The organism is Collinsella sp. OM06-18AC (assembly GCF_003438785.1).
Classification (GTDB): domain Bacteria; phylum Actinomycetota; class Coriobacteriia; order Coriobacteriales; family Coriobacteriaceae; genus Collinsella.
In genome coordinates this window covers 62,637-84,472 of sequence record NZ_QSTX01000005.1, presented here as the reverse complement: position 1 = coordinate 84,472, position 21,836 = coordinate 62,637, and the positions used below count along the sequence as shown (strand labels likewise).

General features: G+C 58.7%; 19 protein-coding genes. 4 read left to right on the top strand and 15 right to left on the bottom strand.

Translation table 11 applies throughout. The features are described from left to right. Nucleotides 1–10: 10 nt before the first annotated feature. Nucleotides 11–2,668: an alanine--tRNA ligase gene (gene alaS / locus DXB86_RS04540; RefSeq protein WP_117736303.1), complete on the bottom strand. Its 2,658-nt coding sequence runs from the start codon at nucleotides 2,666–2,668 to the stop codon at nucleotides 11–13. Nucleotides 2,669–2,862: 194 nt separating this feature from the next. Between alaS and DXB86_RS04535 the strand changes: the two genes are divergently transcribed. Beyond that, the gene (locus tag DXB86_RS04535; RefSeq protein WP_117736302.1) at nucleotides 2,863–3,102 is read left to right on the top strand and encodes a hypothetical protein; all 240 of its coding nucleotides are present in this window, start codon (nucleotides 2,863–2,865) and stop codon (nucleotides 3,100–3,102) included. Nucleotides 3,103–3,108: 6 nt separating this feature from the next. Here the strand turns inward: DXB86_RS04535 and DXB86_RS04530 are convergent, their stop codons facing one another. The 11 genes from DXB86_RS04530 to ileS form a co-directional block, all read right to left on the bottom strand. After that, nucleotides 3,109–4,521 carry an AI-2E family transporter gene (locus tag DXB86_RS04530; RefSeq protein ID WP_117736301.1) on the bottom strand — a complete coding sequence of 471 codons (1,413 nt, stop codon included), beginning with the start codon at nucleotides 4,519–4,521 and terminating at the stop codon, nucleotides 3,109–3,111. Beyond that, on the bottom strand, nucleotides 4,518–5,309 hold the full coding sequence (locus DXB86_RS04525; protein WP_117635146.1) for an RNA polymerase sigma factor SigF: 792 nt from the start codon (nucleotides 5,307–5,309) through the stop codon (nucleotides 4,518–4,520). The genes DXB86_RS04530 and DXB86_RS04525 overlap by 4 nt, the downstream gene beginning before the upstream one ends. 1 nt (nucleotide 5,310) lies before the next feature. Then, on the bottom strand, nucleotides 5,311–5,688 hold the full coding sequence (locus tag DXB86_RS04520; RefSeq protein WP_117736300.1) for an ATP-binding protein: 378 nt from the start codon (nucleotides 5,686–5,688) through the stop codon (nucleotides 5,311–5,313). Beyond that, complete coding sequence (locus DXB86_RS04515; RefSeq protein ID WP_117736299.1) at nucleotides 5,681–6,268, bottom strand: hypothetical protein; 588 nt, start codon at nucleotides 6,266–6,268, stop codon at nucleotides 5,681–5,683. The genes DXB86_RS04520 and DXB86_RS04515 overlap by 8 nt, the downstream gene beginning before the upstream one ends. A gap of 100 nt (nucleotides 6,269–6,368) precedes the next feature. Beyond that, the gene (locus DXB86_RS04510; protein WP_197032187.1) at nucleotides 6,369–7,718 is read right to left on the bottom strand and encodes a replication-associated recombination protein A; all 1,350 of its coding nucleotides are present in this window, start codon (nucleotides 7,716–7,718) and stop codon (nucleotides 6,369–6,371) included. 60 nt (nucleotides 7,719–7,778) lie between these two features. Further along, nucleotides 7,779–9,026, bottom strand: a complete 1,248-nt coding sequence (locus DXB86_RS04505; RefSeq protein ID WP_117736297.1) for a deoxyguanosinetriphosphate triphosphohydrolase family protein — start codon at nucleotides 9,024–9,026, stop codon at nucleotides 7,779–7,781. Between the two features lie 31 nt (nucleotides 9,027–9,057). Then, on the bottom strand, nucleotides 9,058–9,480 hold the full coding sequence (locus DXB86_RS04500; RefSeq protein WP_117736296.1) for a prepilin peptidase: 423 nt from the start codon (nucleotides 9,478–9,480) through the stop codon (nucleotides 9,058–9,060). A 79-nt stretch (nucleotides 9,481–9,559) separates the two neighbouring features. Continuing rightward, on the bottom strand, nucleotides 9,560–10,855 hold the full coding sequence (locus DXB86_RS04495; protein WP_117736295.1) for a glycosyltransferase family 2 protein: 1,296 nt from the start codon (nucleotides 10,853–10,855) through the stop codon (nucleotides 9,560–9,562). An 82-nt stretch (nucleotides 10,856–10,937) separates the two neighbouring features. Further along, on the bottom strand, nucleotides 10,938–11,951 hold the full coding sequence (locus DXB86_RS04490) for an RluA family pseudouridine synthase (RefSeq protein WP_117736294.1): 1,014 nt from the start codon (nucleotides 11,949–11,951) through the stop codon (nucleotides 10,938–10,940). After that, the gene (lspA, locus tag DXB86_RS04485; RefSeq protein WP_233504149.1) at nucleotides 11,951–12,550 is read right to left on the bottom strand and encodes a signal peptidase II; all 600 of its coding nucleotides are present in this window, start codon (nucleotides 12,548–12,550) and stop codon (nucleotides 11,951–11,953) included. Before lspA ends, DXB86_RS04490 begins: the two co-directional genes overlap by 1 nt. 220 nt (nucleotides 12,551–12,770) lie before the next feature. After that, nucleotides 12,771–15,548, bottom strand: coding sequence for an isoleucine--tRNA ligase (ileS, locus tag DXB86_RS04480; RefSeq protein ID WP_369831479.1), 2,778 nt, complete (start codon nucleotides 15,546–15,548; stop codon nucleotides 12,771–12,773). A 509-nt stretch (nucleotides 15,549–16,057) separates the two neighbouring features. Between ileS and DXB86_RS04475 the strand changes: the two genes are divergently transcribed. Both DXB86_RS04475 and DXB86_RS04470 read left to right on the top strand, forming a co-directional pair. Further along, on the top strand, nucleotides 16,058–17,140 hold the full coding sequence (locus tag DXB86_RS04475; RefSeq protein WP_117736292.1) for an iron-containing alcohol dehydrogenase family protein: 1,083 nt from the start codon (nucleotides 16,058–16,060) through the stop codon (nucleotides 17,138–17,140). A 514-nt stretch (nucleotides 17,141–17,654) separates the two neighbouring features. Beyond that, nucleotides 17,655–18,257, top strand: a complete 603-nt coding sequence (locus DXB86_RS04470) for a Type 1 glutamine amidotransferase-like domain-containing protein (RefSeq protein WP_117736291.1) — start codon at nucleotides 17,655–17,657, stop codon at nucleotides 18,255–18,257. 114 nt (nucleotides 18,258–18,371) lie between these two features. On the opposite strand, the gene DXB86_RS04465 is transcribed toward DXB86_RS04470, so the two are convergent. The 3 genes from DXB86_RS04465 to ftsH all read right to left on the bottom strand — a co-directional run bounded on the left by DXB86_RS04465 (nucleotide 18,372) and on the right by ftsH (nucleotide 21,237). Beyond that, complete coding sequence (locus tag DXB86_RS04465) at nucleotides 18,372–18,599, bottom strand: integrase core domain-containing protein (RefSeq protein WP_255413435.1); 228 nt, start codon at nucleotides 18,597–18,599, stop codon at nucleotides 18,372–18,374. 207 nt (nucleotides 18,600–18,806) lie between these two features. Further along, nucleotides 18,807–19,268 carry a DUF523 domain-containing protein gene (locus tag DXB86_RS04455; protein WP_117736289.1) on the bottom strand — a complete coding sequence of 154 codons (462 nt, stop codon included), beginning with the start codon at nucleotides 19,266–19,268 and terminating at the stop codon, nucleotides 18,807–18,809. A gap of 76 nt (nucleotides 19,269–19,344) precedes the next feature. Then, a complete protein-coding gene (gene ftsH, locus DXB86_RS04450; RefSeq protein WP_199408124.1) occupies nucleotides 19,345–21,237 on the bottom strand; it encodes an ATP-dependent zinc metalloprotease FtsH in 1,893 nt (630 codons plus the stop codon). A 92-nt stretch (nucleotides 21,238–21,329) separates the two neighbouring features. Here ftsH and DXB86_RS04445 point away from each other — a divergent pair, with 92 nt between their 5' ends. After that, nucleotides 21,330–21,815, top strand: coding sequence for a cob(I)yrinic acid a,c-diamide adenosyltransferase (locus DXB86_RS04445; RefSeq protein WP_117736288.1), 486 nt, complete (start codon nucleotides 21,330–21,332; stop codon nucleotides 21,813–21,815). The last annotated feature ends 21 nt before the right edge of the window (nucleotides 21,816–21,836 follow it).

Genomic DNA, 21,836 nt, shown 5'->3' with positions numbered 1-21,836 from the left:
ACTTATGTTCTTAGGCGCCAAGCGCGGTCTTGGCGGCCGCGAGGGCATCGGCGATACCGGCGGCGTTCTTGCCACCGGCCTGGGCCATGTTGGGACGACCGCCACCGCGACCATCGACCAGGCCCGCGATCTGCTTGATCACGTTACCGGCGTGGAAACCGGCCTTCACGGCGTCATCGGAGCCGGCGGCGAGCAGAGCCGGGGTGCCCTTCTCGGTCACGCTGGCAACGACGCAGGCGACGGGGCCGGCAACCTTCTGGTGCACGGTATCCCAGACGTTTCGCAGGTCAGCAGCCTCAAGGCCCTGGAGCTCAGCGACGACGAGCTTGTAGCCGTCGAGCTCGACGGCGCCCTCGATGGCGCTGGAGATAGCATCGGAGGAGCCACCGGTCAGCGCCTTCTTAAGCTTATTGGACGTCTCGCGCAGCTCAGCCTGCAGGTTTTCCACGCGGGCGGGAACCTCATCCACACGGCACTTGAGCGCAGCAGCGGCGGCGTCGACGAGCGCCAGACGGTCGGCCATGTAGTCGAGAGCACCCTTGGAGGTCACGGCCTCGATACGGCGGACGTTCGAGCCCGTGGAGGACTCGGAGATGATCTTGAACAGGCCGATCTCGGCGGTGTTGGCGGCATGGGTGCCACCGCAAAGCTCACGGGAGAACGGCTGGTCCTCGGCGCCCACGGAGACAACGCGGACGACGTCGCCATACTTCTCGCCAAACAGGGCGACAGCACCGGCGGCCTTGGCCTCGTCGATGCCCATGACGCGGGTCACGACCGGCTTGGAGGCGAAGATCTGCTGGTTGACCAGGTCCTCGACAGCCTTGAGCTGCTCGGAGGACAGGGCCTCGAAGTGCGTGAAGTCAAAGCGCAGGTGCTCGGGCGTCACCAGCGAGCCAGCCTGGGAGACATGCTCGCCCAGGACCTGCTTAAGCGCGGCGTCGAGCAGGTGCGTGGCGGTGTGATTGCGACGCAGGAAGCCACGGCGCTCGGCGTCGAGCGCGGCGGTCACGGTAGTACCGACGGTCAGCGTACCCTCGGTGACGTGGGCGACGTGAGCATACAGGCCGTTGTGGTTCTTGGTATCGGAAACGGTCAGCGCAACGCCCTCGGCGGAAAGCTCGCCGGCGTCACCCTGCTGGCCGCCCATCTCGGCGTAGAACGGGGTGCGGTCGAGAACAACCTCAACATCCTCGCCCGCAGCGGCGGACTCGACGGACTCACCGTTGCGAACGATAGCGACAACTTTGGCATCCTCGATCACATCGTTGTCATAGCCGTCGAACTCGGTCGCAGCGACCTTGTCCGAAAGCTCGACCCACACGTCGTTGAAGCTGCCCCAGGCGTCGCCCTTGGCGTTGGCGCGAGCGCGGGCCTTCTGGTCCTCCATGCAGGCGGTAAAGCCGTCCATGTCGACGTCGTGGCCAGCGGTGCCGGCGATCTCGACGGTCAGGTCGATGGGGAAACCAAAGGTGTCGTGCAGCTTAAAGGCAACGTCGCCCGGAAGGACAGCACCCTCGGCAAGCGCGGCCAGGGCCTCGTCCAGGTAGACGCGACCGTTGTCGAGCGTCGTGGAGAAACGCTCCTCCTCGGAAGCGACGATACCCTTGACGAGCGCGACGTTCTTGAGCAGCTCGGGATAGGCCTCGCCCATCTGGGCGTTGACCTCATCAATGAACTTGGTCAGGAAGGCGCCCTCGATGCCCAGCAGGCGACCGTGGAACACGGCACGGCGGAGCAGGCGGCGAAGGACGTACTCGCGACCCTCGTTACCGGGGAGAATGCCGTCCGAGATCATAAAGTCGACGGCACGAGAGTGATCCGCGATGATGCGCAGGGAGCGGCTGGCACCGGAGTAATCGTCGGCGTCATAGGTCTTGCCGCTGATCTTCTCGCCCAGCTTGATGAGGTGCTGCATCAGATCGCCGTCGTAATTAGCGGTCTTGTGCTGCATGATGGCGGCCATGCGCTCCAGACCCATGCCCGTATCGAGGTTGCGGTGCGGCAGCTCCGGCATGGAGCCATCCTCCTGGCGGTCGTACTGGGTAAACACGAGGTTCCAGAACTCAAGGAAGCGATCGCAGTCGCAGCCAGGCTTGCAGTCGGGGCTGCCGCAACCGACCTCCTCGCCCATGTCAAAGTAGATCTCAGAGCACGGACCGCAGGGACCGGTGGGGCCAGCGGCCCAGAAGTTGTCGTCCTCGCCCAAGCGGGAGATGTGGTCCTCGGCAACGCCCAGGGAGCGCCATACGTCATGGGTCTCGTCGTCCTCGGTAAAGACGGTGAAGTACAGGCGATCGAGCGGCAGCTTGAACTCCTTGGTGATGAGCTCAAAGGCCCAAGCGCAGGCCTGCTGCTTGGAGACGCCGCCAAAGGAGAAGTCGCCGAGCATCTCAAAGAAGGACAGGTGACGGCCGTCCTCGCCGATGCAATCGATGTCGTTGGTGCGGACGCACTTCTGGCAGGAGATCGCGCCGATCTCCTTCATGGTCTTCTTGCCCTGGTAGTACTCCTTAAACTGATTCATGCCGGCGTTGGCAAGCAACAGCGAAGGATCGTCGGGGACGAGGGACGAAGAAGGATAGAGCTTAAGACCGCGCTCCTCAAAGAAGTTGAGGAACTTAGAGCGAATCTCGGCCGTAGTCATTGACGGGTAGTCAGCACTCATAGAGGGAATCTCCTCGGTTTCACATCGAAACAGTTCAAACGTAACGATATTACCATCCCACCGCGCCTGTGCAAAAAAGAGGGCCGCCAAACAGCGACCCTCCAGCGAAAGTGCACGTTATTTAGTACTGTGCGATCCTTTGAAAAAGGACTGCTGTAGAATTACATATAAGAGTCACCCGGAAGGAGCGATCGATGAAAAGCAAACGATTTTTCCTCAATGCACTTCTGTTAGCGGCACTTTTAACGCTATTGGCTTTCTCCTGCTGGTACGCAAACCAACCAGCATTTGGCTACGTGTTGTATGCAGTAATGTCCGGCGATAAGGCTTATTACACTTTACGCGCAATTGACATTCTCTTTTTCTATGTTGCCGGTCCCTTATCAATCGCTTTGCTCGCGTTTCTTGTCATTTACAACTTCAAGAAACGTTAATGGGGCCTATTTAGAATCCGAATCGTCCATGGACCCGTCGATGCCGGTTTTGGTATCGTCATCAGAGTTGGAATCGTCATCCTTGGCGAAGGGATTCTTGAAGAAACCCGTGGCATCGGGCTGAAGACCCGAGAGCTTGATCCAGGGATTATCGAGCTCGGGCTTGGGCATAGCCTTGGCCTCGGGCGCGGTCTCGTTGCCGATGAGCTCGGACTCATAGATGAACGTATCGTCCCCGAGCGCGTCATAGGCGGCGACCGGGTTGCCATCGGCATCGCGGTACGGCGTGCCCTTAAACACGGCGCCGTCATAGGCCACAAGCTGGCGGCCGGTCTCGTTCTCAAAGTAGTAGACGAAAATGCCCTTGAGGGCTGCGCACAGCGGAATGGCAATGATCATGCCAATAGGACCCATGAGTGCCGAGCCAATAACGAGCGCCGTGAGGCTCATGATGGGATGCACCTGCACCGAGCTCTGCATGACCTTAGGCGAAATTACGTTATCGGTGACGTTTTGAGCGACCATCGTCACGATGAGCGTCCATAACGCCAACATGGGGCTGAACATGAAACCGAGCACTGTGGCGATTGCTGCGCTCACCCAGGGACCGACGACCGGAACCAAATGCATGATGCCGGTAAAGATGGCCATGAGCGCCGCATACGGATGGCCGATGATCATAAAACCGATAAAGGCGAGGAAACCACCGCAGATGGACGTCACGACCATACCGCGCATGTAGCCGCCGACAGAGCGAGAAAGGATGGCGACCATAAAGCGGTACGAGGTCTCCTTCTCCTGACCGATGATGGTGCAAATCTCGTGGTGCATGCGAGGGTAGTCGCAGGCCATCCAGTACGCAAGCACCAGACCAAGGAAGATCACGAACAACTGCGAGGCTGTATTGGTGATGAGCGGGAACACACCGCGGCCAAGCTCGGCAGCGATCTGAGACACATACTTCGATGCCACGGCAACCAGCGACGAAAGATTATCGTCCAGATACTCCTTGAGCGGCGTGTTGTTGAGCGTCTTGGCATGCGAGATCATCTCGTTGAGGTCGCCACCCGCAACACGAAGCTGCTCGGGCAGGCGGCTCAGGACTTCCATGATCTGACCAAAGAGAATCGGCGACAAGATGCAAACGACACCGACGAGCACAGCAACGACCACAATAAGCGCGATAAGCGAACCGATGCCGCGATTCACGCCATGGTGCTCGAGCCAGTTGGTGATCGGGGACATCACAAAAGCAATGATGGAGCCGACGGCAAGAAACTCAATAACCGGTGCCAGGATGCCCATAAGGTTAAAGATGACGGCGGCGATGACGATGCAACCGACGACAGCCCAAATGCGAAGCGTCAGAATGCGGGTATCGCGCAGCGTGCGGTCGGTTTGTTGGGGGTGCTCACTCATGAACGAACCATTACTCCGTCAGGGTCAATCTTGTCTTGAATCTTCTTGAGGGTGCGGCGCAGTAGGCGCGAGACCTGCACCTGCGAAATGCCCAGCTTCTTGGCGATCTCGATCTGGGTCATGCCCTTCACAAAGCGTAGCTCGATCACCTCACGCTCGCGCGGCGAGAAATCGCGGATGGCTTCCTCGATTACCAGGCGGTCATCGGTAAAGTCGAGCTCGTTGTCGTCGTCGGCATAGCGATCGAGAATCGAGGGAGCATCGTCGGAGTCGGACGCGCCGGGAGCCTCGATGGGCACCGAGGTGTAGGCCGAGGACGATTCCATGGCTTCGAGCACCTCGTCGACGGTCACGCCAAGGTAATCGGCGATTTCCTCAACCTTGGGCGAACGCTGAAGCTCGTTGGTAAGCTTGTCGGTAGCCTGGTTAACCTTGGCAGAGAGCTCCTGCAGACGACGCGGCACGCGCACACTCCAGCCCTTGTCGCGGAAGTGGCGCTTAATCTCGCCCAAGATGGTGGGCGTGGCAAACGTCGTGAACTCGAGTCCGCGCTCGGGATCAAAGCGATCGATAGCCTTGAGCAAGCCCAAGTACCCGACCTGCAAAAGGTCATCGAGCGGCTCGCCGCGGTTCTTGAATTTGTTGGCAAGAAACCTTACCAGGTTCATATGGGACATGACGAGCTGCTCGCGAGCATCCGGATCACCGGTCTCCTTATAACGACGAAACAGCTCGCGGGTTTTCTCCTTGTCCCAAGCGGTCTTGCCGCTCCGGGAGCGTTCGGTCATATTAGATATCCGCCTTGAGGTCGAGGGAAAGCGTTAGGGGCGCTGTAGTCTTTTCGTAAGAGTCACACACGCTCGCCAAAATGAGCTCGGCATACACGGCAGCCTGGTCATCCTCATCGACAGTCGCCTGGTCGCCAAAGGTAAAGGTCATGCCCACATGCGATTCGTCGACATCGAATTTGATCGAGATATCGTCGGAATCAACAGCCGTGCAGCCAAAGATGAAGGCTTCTTCGGCAGCCATACGAATGTCCTCGATGCGATCAACGGACATAGAGCACAGGGCGCCGACGTTGGCGGCCGTCATGCGCACCAAGCGCGCGAGACGCGGATCACCGGCAACGCTCAGCGTAATGGGGCAGGTTGCTTCGCTACTCATCGCAGGACTCCTCGGAGGTCTCGGCAGTCGTATAAGTGTAATACTGAGCAGGCTTAGCAGCGGGCTTCTGAACATCATCGTCGTCAGCAGCGGCATCGTCATCGCCAATCAGAACGCGCTCAGTAGGCTGCTCGGCCTCGGCGGCGGCAGCGGCGAGCTTGCGATCGGCGTCGGCTGCAGGAGCCTTCACCTTATTGAAGAGCTTCTGCACGGCGCCAGCAGCAGAATCAGTCACGCTCGATACGGCATTGCTGGCCTCAGCCACGCTGCCCGTGACCTCGGAGATGTCGCGAACGACCGCCTCAACCTCAACGAGGTTAGACGTCAGAGCATCAACGGCAGTCTTGCTCGACTTGAGGAGCGGCTCAACCTGTGCCAGCGCGGGGGTGAGCTCATCGACAGCGCCGTCGAGCTTTGCCACCACAGGCTGTGCCTCGGCGAGCGTATTGTTAAGGTCACTCACCGTCTTGTCGAGCGAATCAACGACGGTGCGGGTCTTGCGCAGCGTGAGCGCGAGCTCGACAACAGCCCACACGCCGGCAACGGCGAGCAACAGCAGGGCGATTTGAATGGGACTCATACAAGCCTCCCAAAGGAATCGAAATACAGACGCTGTTCATGGTACCCCAAAGGGGACCGAACATGCCAAGCGTGAGATCCTGGGACAAAATAATCAGCAGTTACTTCGGAGCATTACCGCTACGGTCGCGTTCGCTTTGCTCAACACGCCACTCTTCCCAACCGCGGCCGGCAGGCTGCCAGAACGCGCCGCGCTCCAACCCCTCGGGCAAATAGCGCTGATCGACCCAGCCTTCGGGATAATCGTGCGGATACTTATACACGCCATATTCATCGCTGCCTGGGCGATGACGATCGCGCAGGTAGCTGGGCACCTCGCGAAGACCACTGCTGTGGATATCGGCCAGCGCCGCATCGATCGAGGCCTCGCACGCGTTGGACTTAGGCGCCAGGCACACATAGAGCGCAGCCTGAGCCAGGTTGATGCGACACTCGGGATAGCCAATGACCTCGGCAGATTTAAATGCGGCATGTGCCACCAAAAGCGCCTGCGGGTCGGCGTTGCCAACATCCTCGGAAGCCTGAATCATAATGCGGCGAGCGATAAACTTGGGATCCTCCCCTGCATCGATCATGCGCGCGAGCCAATAGATCGTGGCATCGGGATCGCTGCCGCGCATAGATTTAATAAACGCACTGATAATGTCGTAGTGCATGTCACCGTTTTTGTCATACGAAAACCCACGACGTGGATTGGCGATCTTCACGTCATCCACGGTAATGGGATAGCGTTCCCCCGCCGCCGGCGCTGGCGTTCCCTCAGTATCGGGACGCGTAACGGCAATCTCACTCGCAAGCTCGAGCGTCGTGAGCGCCGAGCGCGCATCACCCGCGGCCAGCGTGCAAATGGTCTTGACTGTATCCTCATCGGCCGAGAACTTACCGTTTAAACCCTGCGGCGCCTCGAGCGCACGCTCAATGAGCATGGCGATATCCTCGTCCTTCAGGTGCTCAAGCTCTACCACACGCCCACGCGAGAGCAATGCCGAGTTGACCTCAAAGTACGGGTTTTCCGTCGTGGCGCCAATCATAATGACGGTGCGGTTCTCGACCGCATGCAGCAGGGCATCTTGCTGCGACTTCGAAAAGCGATGGATCTCATCGATAAACAGAATGGTGCGGCGGTCGTAGGTGTTCAGACGGGTCTTAGCCTCATCGATTACGCGGCGCAGGTCCTTCACAGTGCCCGTCACGGCGCTGACCTCGACAAACTCGCTCTTGGTATGGTTGGCGATAATGTGGGCCAGCGTCGTCTTACCCGTACCGGCCGGCCCGTACAGAATCACGCTCGAAAGCACATCGTGCTCGATCGCGGCACGCAACCATGAACCCTTACCGACGGCCTTTTGCTGGCCCACATACTCGTCGAGCGAATTAGGGCGCATGCGCACCGCAAGCGGCGCATTCTGAAAGGAACGCTCGCGCGTCGAAGCAGAAAAAAGGTCGTCCATAGCCATCCCGTGCATCAATCAAAAACGTTTTCCACAAACAGTATACCGAATAAATACGAACTACCGTTCGTTAATATAGGTACGATGCGGAAACTTTAGACCCGGGAACAGCTTGCTCGTCAGCTCGCAGAAATAACCGTCCGTCATGCTCGCGATGTAATCCACCACGGCTTGATCCTTGTCGTCCTGCCAGGCATAGGTACGATCGTAGTAGGAAAGCTGCTGCTCAATGCGCGAAATATGGTGCTTAAAGATATAAGAGGACTCGTCGCCACTGTTTAGATCCCGCAGGCAACGGTCGTAGAGCTTTTCGAACGCCTCGCGCAGCTCCTCCTCGGAATCGCCTTCGATACCGCCCTTGCTATAGATCTTCTCGTAGTTCTCGCGCTTGGCTCGGCGAATTTCCTCAAACAGGTCCTCGCTCATCTCGATGCGCGGCTTACCATAGCTATGCTCAACGATATCGATGGAAGCGTGCGTGAGGATCCAGCTGTTATAGGCGCCGCCCCGACCATCGTCAAAAGCGTCGGGCGAAAGCAGGCCCGCCGCGATCGCATCCTGACGGTCACGACCGACGTAGGCAAGAATATCCGAGATGCGAACGACGCAGCCCTCGAGCGTCATGGGACGCAGGTGCCCAATGGCGCCATAGCCCGTGGCGATGCAGTCCTCGACCGCCTGATCGAACTGGTCAAAGGAGCCCATATCCGACAATTCAAACACGCGTTGCTCGTACTCGCCGTTATGGCATAGCACGCCGTCGAGCGTCTGGAGCGACACGTTGCGGCCATACAGGGCGTCGAGCACGCGGACCGACTGCACGTTATGGAAAAAGTAGCGACCCGTGCGCTCATGATAGATATCGTTGAGAAAACGCTCACCGGCATGGCCGAAAGGCGTGTGGCCCAAGTCGTGGCCTAAGCCAATCGCCTCGATCAGATCGCAGTTGAGCCCCAGGGCGCAACCGATATCGCGCGCAATGCGCGAAACAAGCTGCACGTGCAGGCCACGACGCGACAGGTCGTCGTTGCTGCGAAAACTGAAGACCTGTGTTTTGCCGGCATAGCGAGTGTACGCCGGAAGATGAAGAATCTTTTCGGTATCGCGCATAAACGCCGGACGCATAAGCGTGCCTTTGTCGGAGGCGCGATCAATACGACGAATGACCTGATCGTCGTTGCAACGATACGGGTTAACATAGCCCGAAGCACGATCGGTGGCAATGCGCTCGAAAAGTTCGGGCGACAACGCCGAGGGAATTCGGTCCATGCGCGCCTTAATGACGGCCGTTTCTTGATTAGTTGCCATGGCATGCTCCTTAAGAAGGATGCGCAATCGGTTACAAAGTGCAGCCCACAACCTCGATTATGGCAAAAATCGGCACCAAAAACGGGAGCAATGGCAGGGAGCGCGATTTCGTGATGAGGCAGGAGAGGGCCAGGGCCAGGAGCGCGGCGGCAAATGCCACGAAGCCACCCATAGGGTCGAGCGTGCAAAGCGCGAAGAGCGCCTTGGCATCTCCCATGCCGATGCCGGGGGTCTGGCGATGTCGCCGCCAAAGCGACTCAGTCAGCACAAGAGAAAGGTACACGATGACCGCAAGGCCAGCGTGGTCAAGTGCCGTGTTTAAGCCCCCATCCAGCCACACGCCCGCAAACGCCGCCACGGCACACGCAGCAGCAAGCGCGTTGGGAAACCGCCGCTCGCGGATATCAATCGCCGCGCCGGCAAAGGCGCAGATCCAAAATGGGATATAGACCACAGGACACCTCCCGGGACGGCTGTTCTAAAGCAAAAACCACCACAAAGGTGTATCCCCTTTGTGGTGGTTCTGATCGTGGTTATTTTGCGCCCTGCATGACCTCGTCGAGGGTAACGTTAACGGCGTGCTGCGTGGGCACCCAGTCGACCTTCAGGAACAGCGCGGCAACCGTGATGGGGATATAGCTGAACATAAAGATCGGGAAGGTAAACAGGTTGGTCACCAGGCGCCACTTTTGAGCGCAATGAATGTGCTTGTACTCAAAGATGGTCGTGAGCAGCGCCAGGATAAAGAAGGTCTGGTACATCATCACGAACGTCATGATAAGCGAGGCGGCACAAGCCTGCATCTCGACCTCGGTAGCCAAGAAACCATGCGAAAGGCCACCCACGATCAGGAACGTCGCATTGGCGAGCATGGAGATCAGGGACAGCAGCATGCCCGGAGCGATGGTCATAAACATGTCATATGCGGCAAAGCGATGATAGCGGAACGTCGACTTGACCAGATGCTTGCCGTAGGTAAAAAAAACCTGGTAGAAGCCCTTGGTCCAGCGCATGCGCTGTTTCCAGGACGCCTTAAACGTCACCGGCTGCTCGTCAAAGAACTCCGCCGGCGCATAACCGATGCGGATGCCGTGAATGGCGCAGAACGTGGTGAACTGGATGTCCTCGGTCAGTGTATGGAACTGCCAGCCGTGCATGCCCTCGATAACACTGGCGGAGATAAGGTAGCCCGAGCCCGAGACGGCGCAGGACGTCTTGCAGATATTACGCGCGTTGTTGAGGAAGCGGGCCTCACGCAAATACCAGGTGGCGTTGGCAGAGGAAATCCACGAACTGCCGAAGTTCTTGGAGTTACGATAGCTCGTGACCACATGGAAGCCCTGGTCAAAGGCATCGTTCATCTTGGACACGTAATCGCGGGCGATGACGTTATCTGCATCGAAGATAAAGTAGCCTTCGAAGGTGTCGGGATACTCGTTAAGGATGCGGTCGAAGCCAAAATCCATGACCCAGCTCTTGCCCTTGCGGGCCAGGTCATTGCGCTCGTAAACAATGGCACCGGCCTCGCGCGCGAGCTGCGCCGTGTTGTCGGTGCAAGCATCGGCGACCACGAAGACCTCGATGAGCTCGGACGGATAGTCCTGATCCTTGATAGAGCGTACGAGATTGGCGATCACGGCCTCCTCGTTATGCGCCGCAATGAAGAAAGCATAGCGGTGGAGTTTTTTGGCCTTGGGAGGCGCGACCTCGCCACGAAGAGCGCCAATGACAAAGAAGACCACCTGGTACAGAAAGCAGACCGTGAGCAGCGTAACCACAATCTGGTTGAAGATCACGATGGGTGTGTTGGTTTGTAAAAAGGCGAGCATGCAGGCTCCCGAGAACGCGTTACGTAAACAACCGTATATCTTACCGTAGGCTAACCGAGTTCAAGAAACCACCTAATACTGGTTAGGCTTCGAGCAAACCGAGCTGCGGAACGATTTCGTCGCCGGCGGCAGTGCGGCCGAGCGAGCGCGGGGCTAGGTCATCCAGAACGGCGGCGAGATCCCACGGCAGCTCATCGTGGCACTCAATGTGCTCCCCCGTCACGGGATGATCGAACGCCACACGCCAGGAATGGAGGAATTGCCTGGTCAAACCCTGGTCGGCACGCGCATCGCACTTACCGTAGAGCGCATCGCCCACGCAGGCGTGGTTGATATGGCGCATGTGCACGCGAATCTGATGCGTGCGACCCGTAAACAGGTGGCACTCGACGAGCGTATAGCCATCGTCAAAACGCGTGGAATCGAAGCGCTCGAGGACCCTAAAGGTCGTAATGGCCTGGCGCGCGAAAGGATCGTCCGAAACCGCCATCTTGACACGGTCGCGCGTAGAACGGGCAATGCCGGTGTTAATGGTGCCCTCGTCCATGGCAATGTGGCCGTGGACGAGCGTAATGTAGCGGCGGTCGAGCGTGCGCGTGCGGATGAGATTCTGGAGCGCGCGCTGGGTGTCGTCGTCTTTTGCCGCGAGCATAAGGCCCGAGGTGTCACGATCCAGGCGATGCACGATGCCGGGGCGGTCCTCGCCCTGCACGGTGCCCAGATGGTCAATGCCACAGTGATAGACCAAGGCGTTCGCAAGGGTGCCGCTCTCGTGGCCATGGGCGGGATGGCACACCAGACCGCGCTGCTTGGAGAGCACGATGAGGTAGTCGTCCTCGTAGCGGATATCGAGGGGAATGGCCTCGGGAATCACATCGGTGGGATCGTGCGGCTCGGGCAAATCGACCGAAATACGGTCGCCGGAGCGCACGGCATACTTTTTTGACAGGCATGTCTCGCCGTTGACGGCAACGGCACCGCCCTCGATCAGATGCGCGCAGGCAGAGCGCGTAGGGCAGCCTTCATTAGCGCCCAGATAGGCGTCAAGACGCTGACCAGCGGCATCGTCGGCAACAAGGATATGGATGTCGGCCATTAGCGCTCGCTCCTTTCGCGAATCTTGCGGGCACGCTCCCCACGCTGCTGGGCCTTGCGCTTAGCGCGGGCCTCGTCACGGGCGTTGAGCTCGGCGGTCGCGTCGACCTCACGGGCCGCAGGACTCAAGAACATGTAGCCGATGAGGGCAAGCACCACACCGACCGTAATGCCGACATCGGCCACATTGAAGACGGGGAAGTCGATGAAGGTGGTGGCAATAAAATCGGTCACAAAGCCAAAAGCCAGACGGTCGATCGCATTGCCAATGGCGCCGCCCACGACCATAGCCATGCCCACAACCTCAAAGCGAGCAAGCTGGGGCGCGCGAAGCAAGTACACCGCGATCGCAACGATAACGACAAACGCCAGCACGGCAAACGCGAGGCCATGTCCCTCGCCCATGCTAAAGGCAGCACCGATGTTACGCACAAAAAGGAAGTCGATCACACCGGGGATAACAGTCACATGCAGAGCATCGCCAACGGCACGAACCGCAAGCTTGGTCAGCTGGTCAACAAGCAGCACGGCCAACGCCACGCTACCAGCAACACCCAGGCGCCAACGCAAAGGCGGCGTCATATCCGCACCACGACCCAAAGAAATCTCCTACCCTCAAAGCTCAAATAACGTTAAGTGCAATTTACCATCTTATATTGCCACACGCAGAACGCACGACATATCCACCAACGCAAGCGAAATAACCAGCTAAAAACGAAAGCGGCATTCCGAAAAACGGAATGCCGCTTTTATTCAGCGGAGCAAATGGGCCGAAGGCGCCCAAATTCTCCCTATAACTAAAATGCCGAGTTACCGTGCCTTAAAGGGCATTCGCACACCTCTTGCAAATGTGAGCGTGGCCGTTGTACTCGCCGACGGTGGTGCGGTAGTTCCAGCAACGGTCGCAGCACTCGCCCTCGGCAGCATCGATGGCAACAGAAAGCTCCTCGCCCTGGGTAAGCTCAACATCGGAGACGATGTAGAACTCGGCCAGGTCGACGGCCTTGTCGCCGGTCAGCAGCGCATACATCTCGGCGGGAACGACCGCCTTGACGCGGACCTGCTGGCTCTTGGTGAAGGTGCCGGCGGAGCGGGCATCCTCAAGGGCCTTGGTCACGACGCTGCGGAGCTCGAGTGAAGCCTCGAGCACGCCCTCAAACTCGTTGGCCTCGTCGACCGTGATGGGCGACTTGTACCAATCGAGCAGCGCGGCGTACTTCTGGTGGTCGACGCAGCCGGCGGGCGCATAGGCCATGGCCTCGTCGACCGTGTAGGACAAGATCGGCTGCAGGTCGCGCATGAGCATCGAGAAAAGCTCGGCCAGCACGGTCTGGGCGCTGCGGCGCTCGAGCGAGCCGGGCTTCTCACAGTACAGGCGGTCCTTCAGGGCGTCGAGATACACGTTGGAGAGCTCGGTAACCACAAAGTCGTAAAGCGCACGGTAGGCGCGCGGGAACTCGTAGCTGGCGTAGGCATCGTCGACCTCGGCCTGGACCTGGGTCAGGCGGGCGACCATGAGCTTGTCGAGCGGCAGCAGGTCGGCAAAGGCGACGCCGTCGGTCTCGGGCTCAAACTGACCCTCGAGCTCGGAGAGCAGGAAGCGCAGCGTGTTGCGGAAACGACGGTAGGCATCGGACGTACGAGCAAGGATCTCGTGGTCGATGGACACGTCGGAGCTGGTATCGACGGATGCAACCCACAGGCGGATGATGTCGGCGCCCATCTCGTCGCAGACCTTGTTGGGGTCGATGACGTTGCCGAGCGACTTGGACATCTTGCGGCCCTGGCCGTCGAGCGTGAAGCCCTGCGAGACGACCGCCTTGTACGGAGCGTGGCCGTTGGCGCCCACCGAGGTGAGCAGCGAGCTCTGGAACCAACCGCGGTGCTGGTCGGAGCCCTCGAGATACACGTCCGCCGGGTACTCAAGCTCGGGGCGATACTCGCAGACAGCCTTCCAGGAGACGCCGGAGTCCCACCACACGTCGAGGATGTCCTTATCGGCCTTGAGGTGATGGCCGCCGCACTTGGGGCAGACGCAGGCCTCGCCCAGGTAGCTCTCGGGAGCGTCGGTGAACCAGGCGTCGGAGCCCTTCTCGTGGAAGAGCTTGATGACGGCGTCGAGCGTAGCGTCGTTCATGACCTTCTCGCCGCAGTCGGCGCAGGTGTAGCTGGGGATAGGCACGCCCCAGTTGCGCTGACGGCTGATGCACCAGTCAGGACGCTGCTCGACCATGGCGCCAATGCGGTTGGCGGCGTGAGCCGGATACCACTTGACGTTCTCACGGACCTCCTTGCCAGCCTGCTCGCGCAAACCGGTCTTGTCCATCGAGACAAACCACTGGTCGGTAGCACGGAAGAGCACCGGGTGCTTGCAGCGCCAGCAGTGCGGATAACTGTGCGTGATCTTCTTCTCGAGGACCAGGGTGCCGCGCTCGCGCAGGAACTCGATGATGTGCGGGTTGGCCTCATCGGTGTCCATACCGCTGAAGGGGCCACCGGTACCAAACTCCTCGCCGGTGTAGAACTTGCCGTCGTCATCGACCGGCATGCAGATGTCGGTGATGCCCTCCTTGAGGCAGGCGAAGTAGTCATCGACGCCGTGACCGGGCGAGTTGTGGACGATACCGGTACCGTCATCGACACCGACGTAATCGGCCAGCAGCGCCACGCCCTCAACGCCGTCAAAGATCGGCTGCTTGTAGTGGATGTGGTGGAAGGACTCGGCGGGAACCACGTAGGGCTTGCCGTCGACCATGACCGGGGTGTACTCCCAGCCAAACTCCTCACAGCACTTGGGAGCCAGGTCCTCGAGCATGACCTCGGCACGACCCTCGTGCTCAACGGCGACATAGGCGGCGCCGGGCTTAAGGGAAACGGCTTGGTCGGAGGGGATGGTCCACGGGGTGGTCGTCCAGATGATGAAGTCGACCGGGCCGTCGAAGTTCTCGAGGCCGGCGGGCTTGGAGGTCATCTCAAAGCGAACAAAGATGGAGGAACTCGTCTCATCGGAGTACTCGATCTCGGCCTCGGCGAGCGCCGTGTGGCAGTGCTTGCACCAGTGAACCGGCTTGTGGCCGCGATAGATCATGCCCTTATCGAACATGGCCTTGAAGACCTCGATGTCGGCGGCATCATGCTGGTGATAGAGCGTCAGGTAGGGGTTATCCCAGTCGCCGAGCACGCCCAGACGACGGAAACCGGCCTTCTGCAGCTCGATGTTCTCGACGGCGAACTTGTTGCAGAGCTCACGGATCTTGGCCGTGGAAGTCTGGTTGAACTTCTCGGTGCCGAGCTTCTCCTCGACCTTGTGCTCAATCGGCTGACCGTGGCAGTCCCAACCGGGGACATAGGGAACCTCATAGCCCTGCATCATCCAGTAACGGTTGATCATGTCCTTGGAGATCTTGTTCATGGCGTGGCCGATGTGGATCGGGCCGTTGGCGTACGGAGGGCCGTCGTGCAGCACGAACTTCTTGTGACCCTCGTTCTTCTTCAGAACCTGCTCGTAGACCTTGTTGTCCTGCCAGTCCTTGAGCCGCTTGGGCTCGGACTTGGAAAGACCGGCACGCATGGGAAAACCGGTCTTGGGCAGATTCATCGTCTGCTTGTACTCGTTTGCCACGGTACCCCTTTCATGTCGTGGGCGCGCACGCCCTCTGGGCACCAAAAAAGCGCCCGTCCCTACAAGCTGGGACGAAGCGCCACAAACGGGCTGCACGCCCGCAAAAGCTCTTCGCTTAACCACCCAGCTTAGATGCCCTCGCCCGCGTATTCGCGCGCTCGCATCCGTTACTCGGCTGGTCTGTATCGACGACCATCTCGGCGATGTCTACTAAGACGAACCTACGCGGCACGTCCGTTGGGACCGCAGCTCCGGGGTGATTTTCATCGGTCGCATGCACGGGTTCTCAGCGCTCCCCGCTCTCTGTAGCATGCGGACGGCCGACTACTCGTCCCCATCAACGCTTATGCGGAGTATGCTAGCACGTTCCGCACCGGCGAAAAACCCTCAACATCGGTTTCATACTTTAGAAACTTCTCGCGGTCGCAAGCACTCACTTGGAGCAAAATACCTGAAAGCACTTTATCGAACGAAAGAAGGCCGCTATGCGCACGATTGGAATGAGCGACTACACCGTCGGCGAGGACTGCTTTGACGAGCTGCCCGCCGCACTGGCAGAGTACGGAGCGACCAAGGTCGCCATCATTGGCGGCAAGCGAGCCCTGGCTGCGGCGCTGCCGGGTATCGCGGCGGCGCTTGAAGGTACCGATATCGAGGTTCTGGAGACGCGCGTCTATGGCACCAACAGTACGCGTGCCAATATCGCCAAGGTCGTGAACTCCCCTGCCTGCCAGGAAGCCGACGTGCTCATCGCATGCGGCGGCGGCAAAGCGCTCGACACCGTCAAGACGGCGGCCATCGAGCTCAAGAAGATCGTCTTTACGGTACCGACGATCTGCTCCAACTGCTCGGCCGCGACCGCCATTGCCGTTGTCTACAACGACGACGGCTCGCTCGAGGGCTATTCGTACCCCAACCGCCCCGCGCACATCTTCATCAACCCCAAGATCATCGCCGAGGCTCCGGCGGAGTACTTCTGGGCCGGCGTGGGCGATGCCCTGTCCAAGCAGCCCGAGGTCGAATACGCCACGAGCGCCGGCAACCTGGAGCACACCGCCGGTCTTGGCCTGGCGCTCGCACACACCTGCTCCGAGCCGCTGTTTACCTATGGCGTGCAGGGTCTTGAGGACGTTCGCCAGCACCTGTCGACCGAAGCCGTCAAGCAGATCGCGCTCGATATCGTGGTCAACACGGGCTACGTCTCCAACCTGACCAACCAAAACGATTACTACTACAACTCGAGCGTGGCGCATGCGTTCTACAACGCCACGTGCAGCATTCCGCGCGAAGGCTCCTACCTGCACGGCGAGGTCGTGAGCCTGGGCGTGCTCGTGCTGTTTGCCTATACGGGCGATACCGAGAACCTTGAGCGCTATGCCGCCTTTAACAAGCAGATGGGTCTACCCGTAACGCTTGAGCAGGTCGGACTTTCCGAGGCCGACATCCCGGCGCTGTGTGAGTATGCGCACGCCACCAACGAGTGGAAGCAGGGTAACCCGGAGCCCTTCACCGACGAAAAGTTCGCCACCGCCATCAAGGCTGCCAACACCTACGGCCACACGCTCTAGGACTGGCCCAAAACCACCACAAAGGGGACAGGCACCTTTCTGGTGGTTTTTTATTGCTCCAGCATTCAGTTCGTACTCGAACCCGATTCTTTACGAGAAAGGGTTCGGGTACGTTTTTTGTTTATCGGAAATTCTGCGGAAGGACTACTCGGAACGGTAAACAGGAACGAACAGAGGCAGGGTATCATCGTGGTGATGGTATCCTGCCTTTTATTTTGCGGGATCAAGGTCGCTTTATGCGAACTTGATCGCCACTTATATGGCACATTGATGGCAATTGCTTCGTACGTGCATACCGGGAGCCTGTACACCTCTGGCAAGGCGTAACACACTAGACTTTGTTCCAAAGTCCGTGTGCCAAGGGGGCAGGCCCCTTAGAATTCCTGTGGAGTGTGTACGCACGTACGCAGGAAAACGGCAAAATTTCGCTATATCAGGGCGTTCTTTCATTGGAGAGTATGGTATACACGGCTTAGTTCAACAAATATGAATTTATATATAAAGGAGAATATTGATGAAACTGTTTTTATGTTCTCACTTTTCAAGTGTAGGAAGTCTGATAAAGGAAGAAATTGAAAATAAAAAAGTCGCATTTATTCCAACAGCTTCGCTGCGTGAAGGCTACACCGGTTATGTCGGCTCGGCTCGAAAATTATTCAAAAAGTTGGGAGCAATCGTAACTGAAATTGATATTTCAACGGAGGCTTATTCAACGATACAGTCTCTTTTTGAAGATGCAGATGTGATCTATTTTACCGGCGGAAATTCTTTTTTCCTTATAGACCAGCTCCGTAAAACGGGAACGGATGAGCTGTTGAAGAAAGAATTGGAAAAGGGAAAACCGATGATTGGTGAATCGGCAGGTGCGATTGTATGCGCTCCAAGCATCCAATATATCGAGCAAATGGATGAAAAGCCGGAGGACTACTCACAAGAAGATGATTCAGGGCTTGATTTGATTGATTTCTATGTTCTTCCGCATTATCTTACAGCACCATTTAAGAAAGTTACCGAGAAAATAATGACTGAGTTTTCGGATTTGAATCTATGCCCAATTAACAACCGTCAGGGAATTGTAATTGACGGTGAAAGTTCAAAGGTTATTTGCAAAGAGTAATTTAAAATTCCAGTTTGCTGCACTCGTTCCTAGCAGGGTTTGGGGCAGGCACGCCCCAACAAGAAGCCGTCCCAAAGGGGCAAGAATGGGGACTGCGGACGATTTCTTGGACCGTTACGCGGCCCTTCCCAGCGCGGAGCGGAACTCGGCCGGCGTGCGGCCGCCGAGCGCATCGCTGCGCCTCTCCGTATTGTAGCGGCCGATCCAGGCCCCGAGCTCCTCGATGAAGCGGGCGGGGGCCCAGCCCGACCAGTCCCTGCCGTGCCAGAACTCCCTCTTGAGCAGGCCGAAGAAGCCCTCCATCGCGGCGTTGTCCGGGCTGCAGCCCTTGGCGGACTGGATTGGCTACACTGATGTGGACAGTTCCGGGAGGGGCGCAAGAGACGGGAAGGCCGTGTGCGCGTTCCTGCGTGAGGGCCGCGGGGAGGGGCTGCCTGGGTACGGCGCCTGTCAACTCGGTCTACGTCTTTGATGACCGGGTCGTACTCAATATCAACTTCACGGATGATGCCAAAACGGTCACCCGTGAGGAAGTGTTGGGTTCGAGTGCTATGGACAATGTTCCAGCATGCTGGGATCGAATTCGCTTGCCGGGATCACGCGGTAGCCGTGGCGCAGGAGCAGGTCAACGAAGACACCGTTACCCGTTGTGAGCGTGCCGCTGAAGGATCCGTCGTAGATATGGCCCACGCCGCACGACGGACTGCGATCCTGCAAAATGCACGCAACAATCTCGGACGGGCCGCCCGCCCGCTCGCACATATCGAGCGCACGTTGAGCACCCTGGCGAAACTCGCGATCAACCGACACGCCCTCGCAGGTACGAACCTCTCCGTTCACAATCTCGGACGGCTTGCGCGGTGTAGGCAAGCCACCAAAAACCTCAGGGCATACCAACAGGACCTCGGTCCCCGTACGCTCGCAAGCCTCGACCAGCTCGCGATGGTAGTTGTCGAGCCCGTTATACTTGCAGCTCTCGCCCATCAAACAGGCACTTACCACGATCTTCATATACAACTCTCCCCACGCAAAACGCCCCATTTGAGATGGACACTCAAATGGGGCGATTGACACTGTGCAACTAGTATTACTGCTGCTTTGGCATCAGCGGGTTCTCGCGCGTGAGGAGATTCATAAACTCCTCACCCGTGATCGTCTCCTTCTTGTACAGATAACGAGCCAGCTCGTGAAGCTTAAACTTGTTCTCCTTCAGGATCTGCAGAGCGCGATCGTGCGCATCCTCGATCAGCTTGGCCACGATCGCATCCACGCGCTCGGCAGTACCAGGAGCGCAGGTGAGCGACGTGTCCTGGTTGAGGTACGCGTTTTGGACGGTGCCGAGTGCCATCATGCCAAACTCATCGGACATACCAAAGCGCGTCACCATGTTGCGAGCGAGCTTGGTGGCCTGCTCGATATCGTTGGCAGCGCCGGTCGTCATCTCACCAAAGATGAGCTCCTCGGCAGCACGTCCGCCGCAATAGACGGCGAGCTTGTCCAAGACCTCCTGGCGCGTGGTCAGGAAGCGCTCGTCCTCCTCGACCTGCATGGTGTAGCCCAGAGCGCCGCTCGTACGGGGAACGATCGTGATCTTGGTAACCGGTGCCGAGCCCTTCTGGCGTGCGGCAACGATGGCGTGGCCGATCTCGTGGTAGGAGACGACCTGCTTCTCGTGGTCGGACAGCACCGTGGACTTACGCTGCTGGCCGGCGATGACGACCTCCACCGACTCCTCAAAGTCATCCTGAGTCGCGCGTTTGCGACCCTCGCGGACGGCGCGCAGGGCGCCCTCGTTGATGATGTTGGCCAGATCGGCACCCGAAGCACCGGGCGTGGCGCGGGCGATCGCGGTCAGATCGATCGGGGGCTGCGTCTTAACGCTCTTGGCGTGCAGCTCGAGGATGTTCTTGCGGCCGGTCAGGTCGGGCAGCTCAACGGGGATGCGGCGGTCAAAGCGGCCGGGGCGCAGCAGGGCCGGATCAAGGCTGTCGGGACGGTTGGTCGCAGCGAGGACGACGATACCCTTGTGGTTATCGAATCCATCCATCTCGGTCAGCAGCTGATTGAGCGTCTGCTCGCGCTCGTCGTTGCCACTAAAGCCGCCGCCATCGCGCTTCTTACCGATGGTATCGATCTCGTCGATAAAGACGATGCACGGGGCCTTTTCCTTGGCCTGCTTAAACAGGTCGCGAACCTTAGCGGCGCCGCGGCCGACAAACATCTCAACAAACTCAGAACCAGAAATACTAAAGAACGGCACGCCCGCCTCGCCGGCCACAGCCTTGGCGAGCAGGGTTTTACCGGTACCCGGAGGGCCGACAAGGAGAGCGCCGCGTGGCAGTTTGGCGCCGATCTCCTCGTAGCGCTGCGGCTTCTCCAGAAAGTCGACGACCTCCTTGAGGGACTCCTTGGCCTCTTCCTGGCCGGCGACATCCTTAAAGGTCACGCCCACGTCCTTGGAGGCGATCACGCGCGCGCCGGACTTGCCCAGTCCACCGCCGCCAAAACCACCGCCGCCAAAGTTCATCGACGGACCGTCATCACCCATGGCCTTCTTCATGCGGCGGTTGAGCCACCAGCCAATCAGGAAGAAAATCACCATGGGAAGAATGAGGGTGAGCAGGTAGTAGGTCATCAGGCCCGAGTTCTTATCGGGAACGACCGACTCAAGCGAAGCACCGGACTCAAGCACGCGATCGGTAAAGCCCGCGTCATTCGGCACACCGGTCGTCTTGTAGGCGATATTCTCGTCCTCGCCCTTCTTGGTGTAATAAATCGTGTAATCGTCCGTGTTGTACTCGACCTTGTCGACGCTCTTCTTATCGAGCGCTTTGACAAACGTCGAGTAATCGGTCTTCGTAATCTGCTGCGTGTGACCGATGTTGGGGAACAGAACGGTCGAGAGCACGAGGTAGACGACGAAGGCGATGAGCACGTAGAGGATCATATTCCGTCTACGTTTATTGTCATCCATCTCCATCTGCTTGAACTCCATCTACTGGGGTTGATAATGTTTTCTAGAATACCCAACCCGGACGGCGATAAACCGACGCCGGGCACGAAAGGACAGAGATGGCATCACTGGGAGTCGGCAAGGTTCAAATCTATACGGGCGACGGCAAGGGCAAGACGACGGCTGCGCTGGGGCTCGCGCTGCGCGCCACGGGCTATGGACTTAACGTACTCATGCTTCAGTTTGCCAAGAAGCTGCACTGCGCCGAACATGACGCAGCTCCTCGATTGGGGCTACGCATCGTACAAGCCAACCGCGACACACCCGAAGCCTGCGCTGCACAGATCATGGAGCTGGCGCGCGAGCAGATATCACAGGTCGACGTTCTGATTTTGGATGAACTCGGCGAGGCCATGCGACGGGGCTTTGTGACGCGCGAAGATGTCGAAGCGTTGATCGCGATGAAACCAACCACCACGGAGCTCGTGCTCACCGGCCGCGGTCTGTTGCCCCACGCCGATCTGGCAGACCTGGTCACCGAAATGCGCCCCGTCAAACACTACTTCGACGAAGGCCTCCTAGCCCGCCAAGGCATCGAATACTAGCCATTGCGGACGTCCCCAATG

Coding starts and splice junctions, on each gene's coding strand:
- DXB86_RS04520 (WP_117736300.1), bottom strand. CDS start 5,688: ATGAGTAGCGAAGCAACCTGCCCCATTACGCTGAGCGTTGCCGGTGAT.
- DXB86_RS04515 (WP_117736299.1), bottom strand. CDS start 6,268: ATGAGTCCCATTCAAATCGCCCTGCTGTTGCTCGCCGTTGCCGGCGTG.
- DXB86_RS04530 (WP_117736301.1), bottom strand. CDS start 4,521: ATGAGTGAGCACCCCCAACAAACCGACCGCACGCTGCGCGATACCCGC.
- DXB86_RS04470 (WP_117736291.1), top strand. CDS start 17,655: ATGAAACTGTTTTTATGTTCTCACTTTTCAAGTGTAGGAAGTCTGATA.
- DXB86_RS04490 (WP_117736294.1), bottom strand. CDS start 11,951: ATGGCCGACATCCATATCCTTGTTGCCGACGATGCCGCTGGTCAGCGT.
- DXB86_RS04445 (WP_117736288.1), top strand. CDS start 21,330: ATGGCATCACTGGGAGTCGGCAAGGTTCAAATCTATACGGGCGACGGC.
- DXB86_RS04505 (WP_117736297.1), bottom strand. CDS start 9,026: ATGGCAACTAATCAAGAAACGGCCGTCATTAAGGCGCGCATGGACCGA.
- DXB86_RS04475 (WP_117736292.1), top strand. CDS start 16,058: ATGCGCACGATTGGAATGAGCGACTACACCGTCGGCGAGGACTGCTTT.
- DXB86_RS04525 (WP_117635146.1), bottom strand. CDS start 5,309: ATGACCGAACGCTCCCGGAGCGGCAAGACCGCTTGGGACAAGGAGAAA.
- DXB86_RS04510 (WP_197032187.1), bottom strand. CDS start 7,718: ATGGACGACCTTTTTTCTGCTTCGACGCGCGAGCGTTCCTTTCAGAAT.
- ftsH (WP_199408124.1), bottom strand. CDS start 21,237: ATGGAGATGGATGACAATAAACGTAGACGGAATATGATCCTCTACGTG.
- DXB86_RS04535 (WP_117736302.1), top strand. CDS start 2,863: ATGAAAAGCAAACGATTTTTCCTCAATGCACTTCTGTTAGCGGCACTT.
- ileS (WP_369831479.1), bottom strand. CDS start 15,548: ATGAATCTGCCCAAGACCGGTTTTCCCATGCGTGCCGGTCTTTCCAAG.
- DXB86_RS04455 (WP_117736289.1), bottom strand. CDS start 19,268: ATGAAGATCGTGGTAAGTGCCTGTTTGATGGGCGAGAGCTGCAAGTAT.
- DXB86_RS04495 (WP_117736295.1), bottom strand. CDS start 10,855: ATGCTCGCCTTTTTACAAACCAACACACCCATCGTGATCTTCAACCAG.
- alaS (WP_117736303.1), bottom strand. CDS start 2,668: ATGAGTGCTGACTACCCGTCAATGACTACGGCCGAGATTCGCTCTAAG.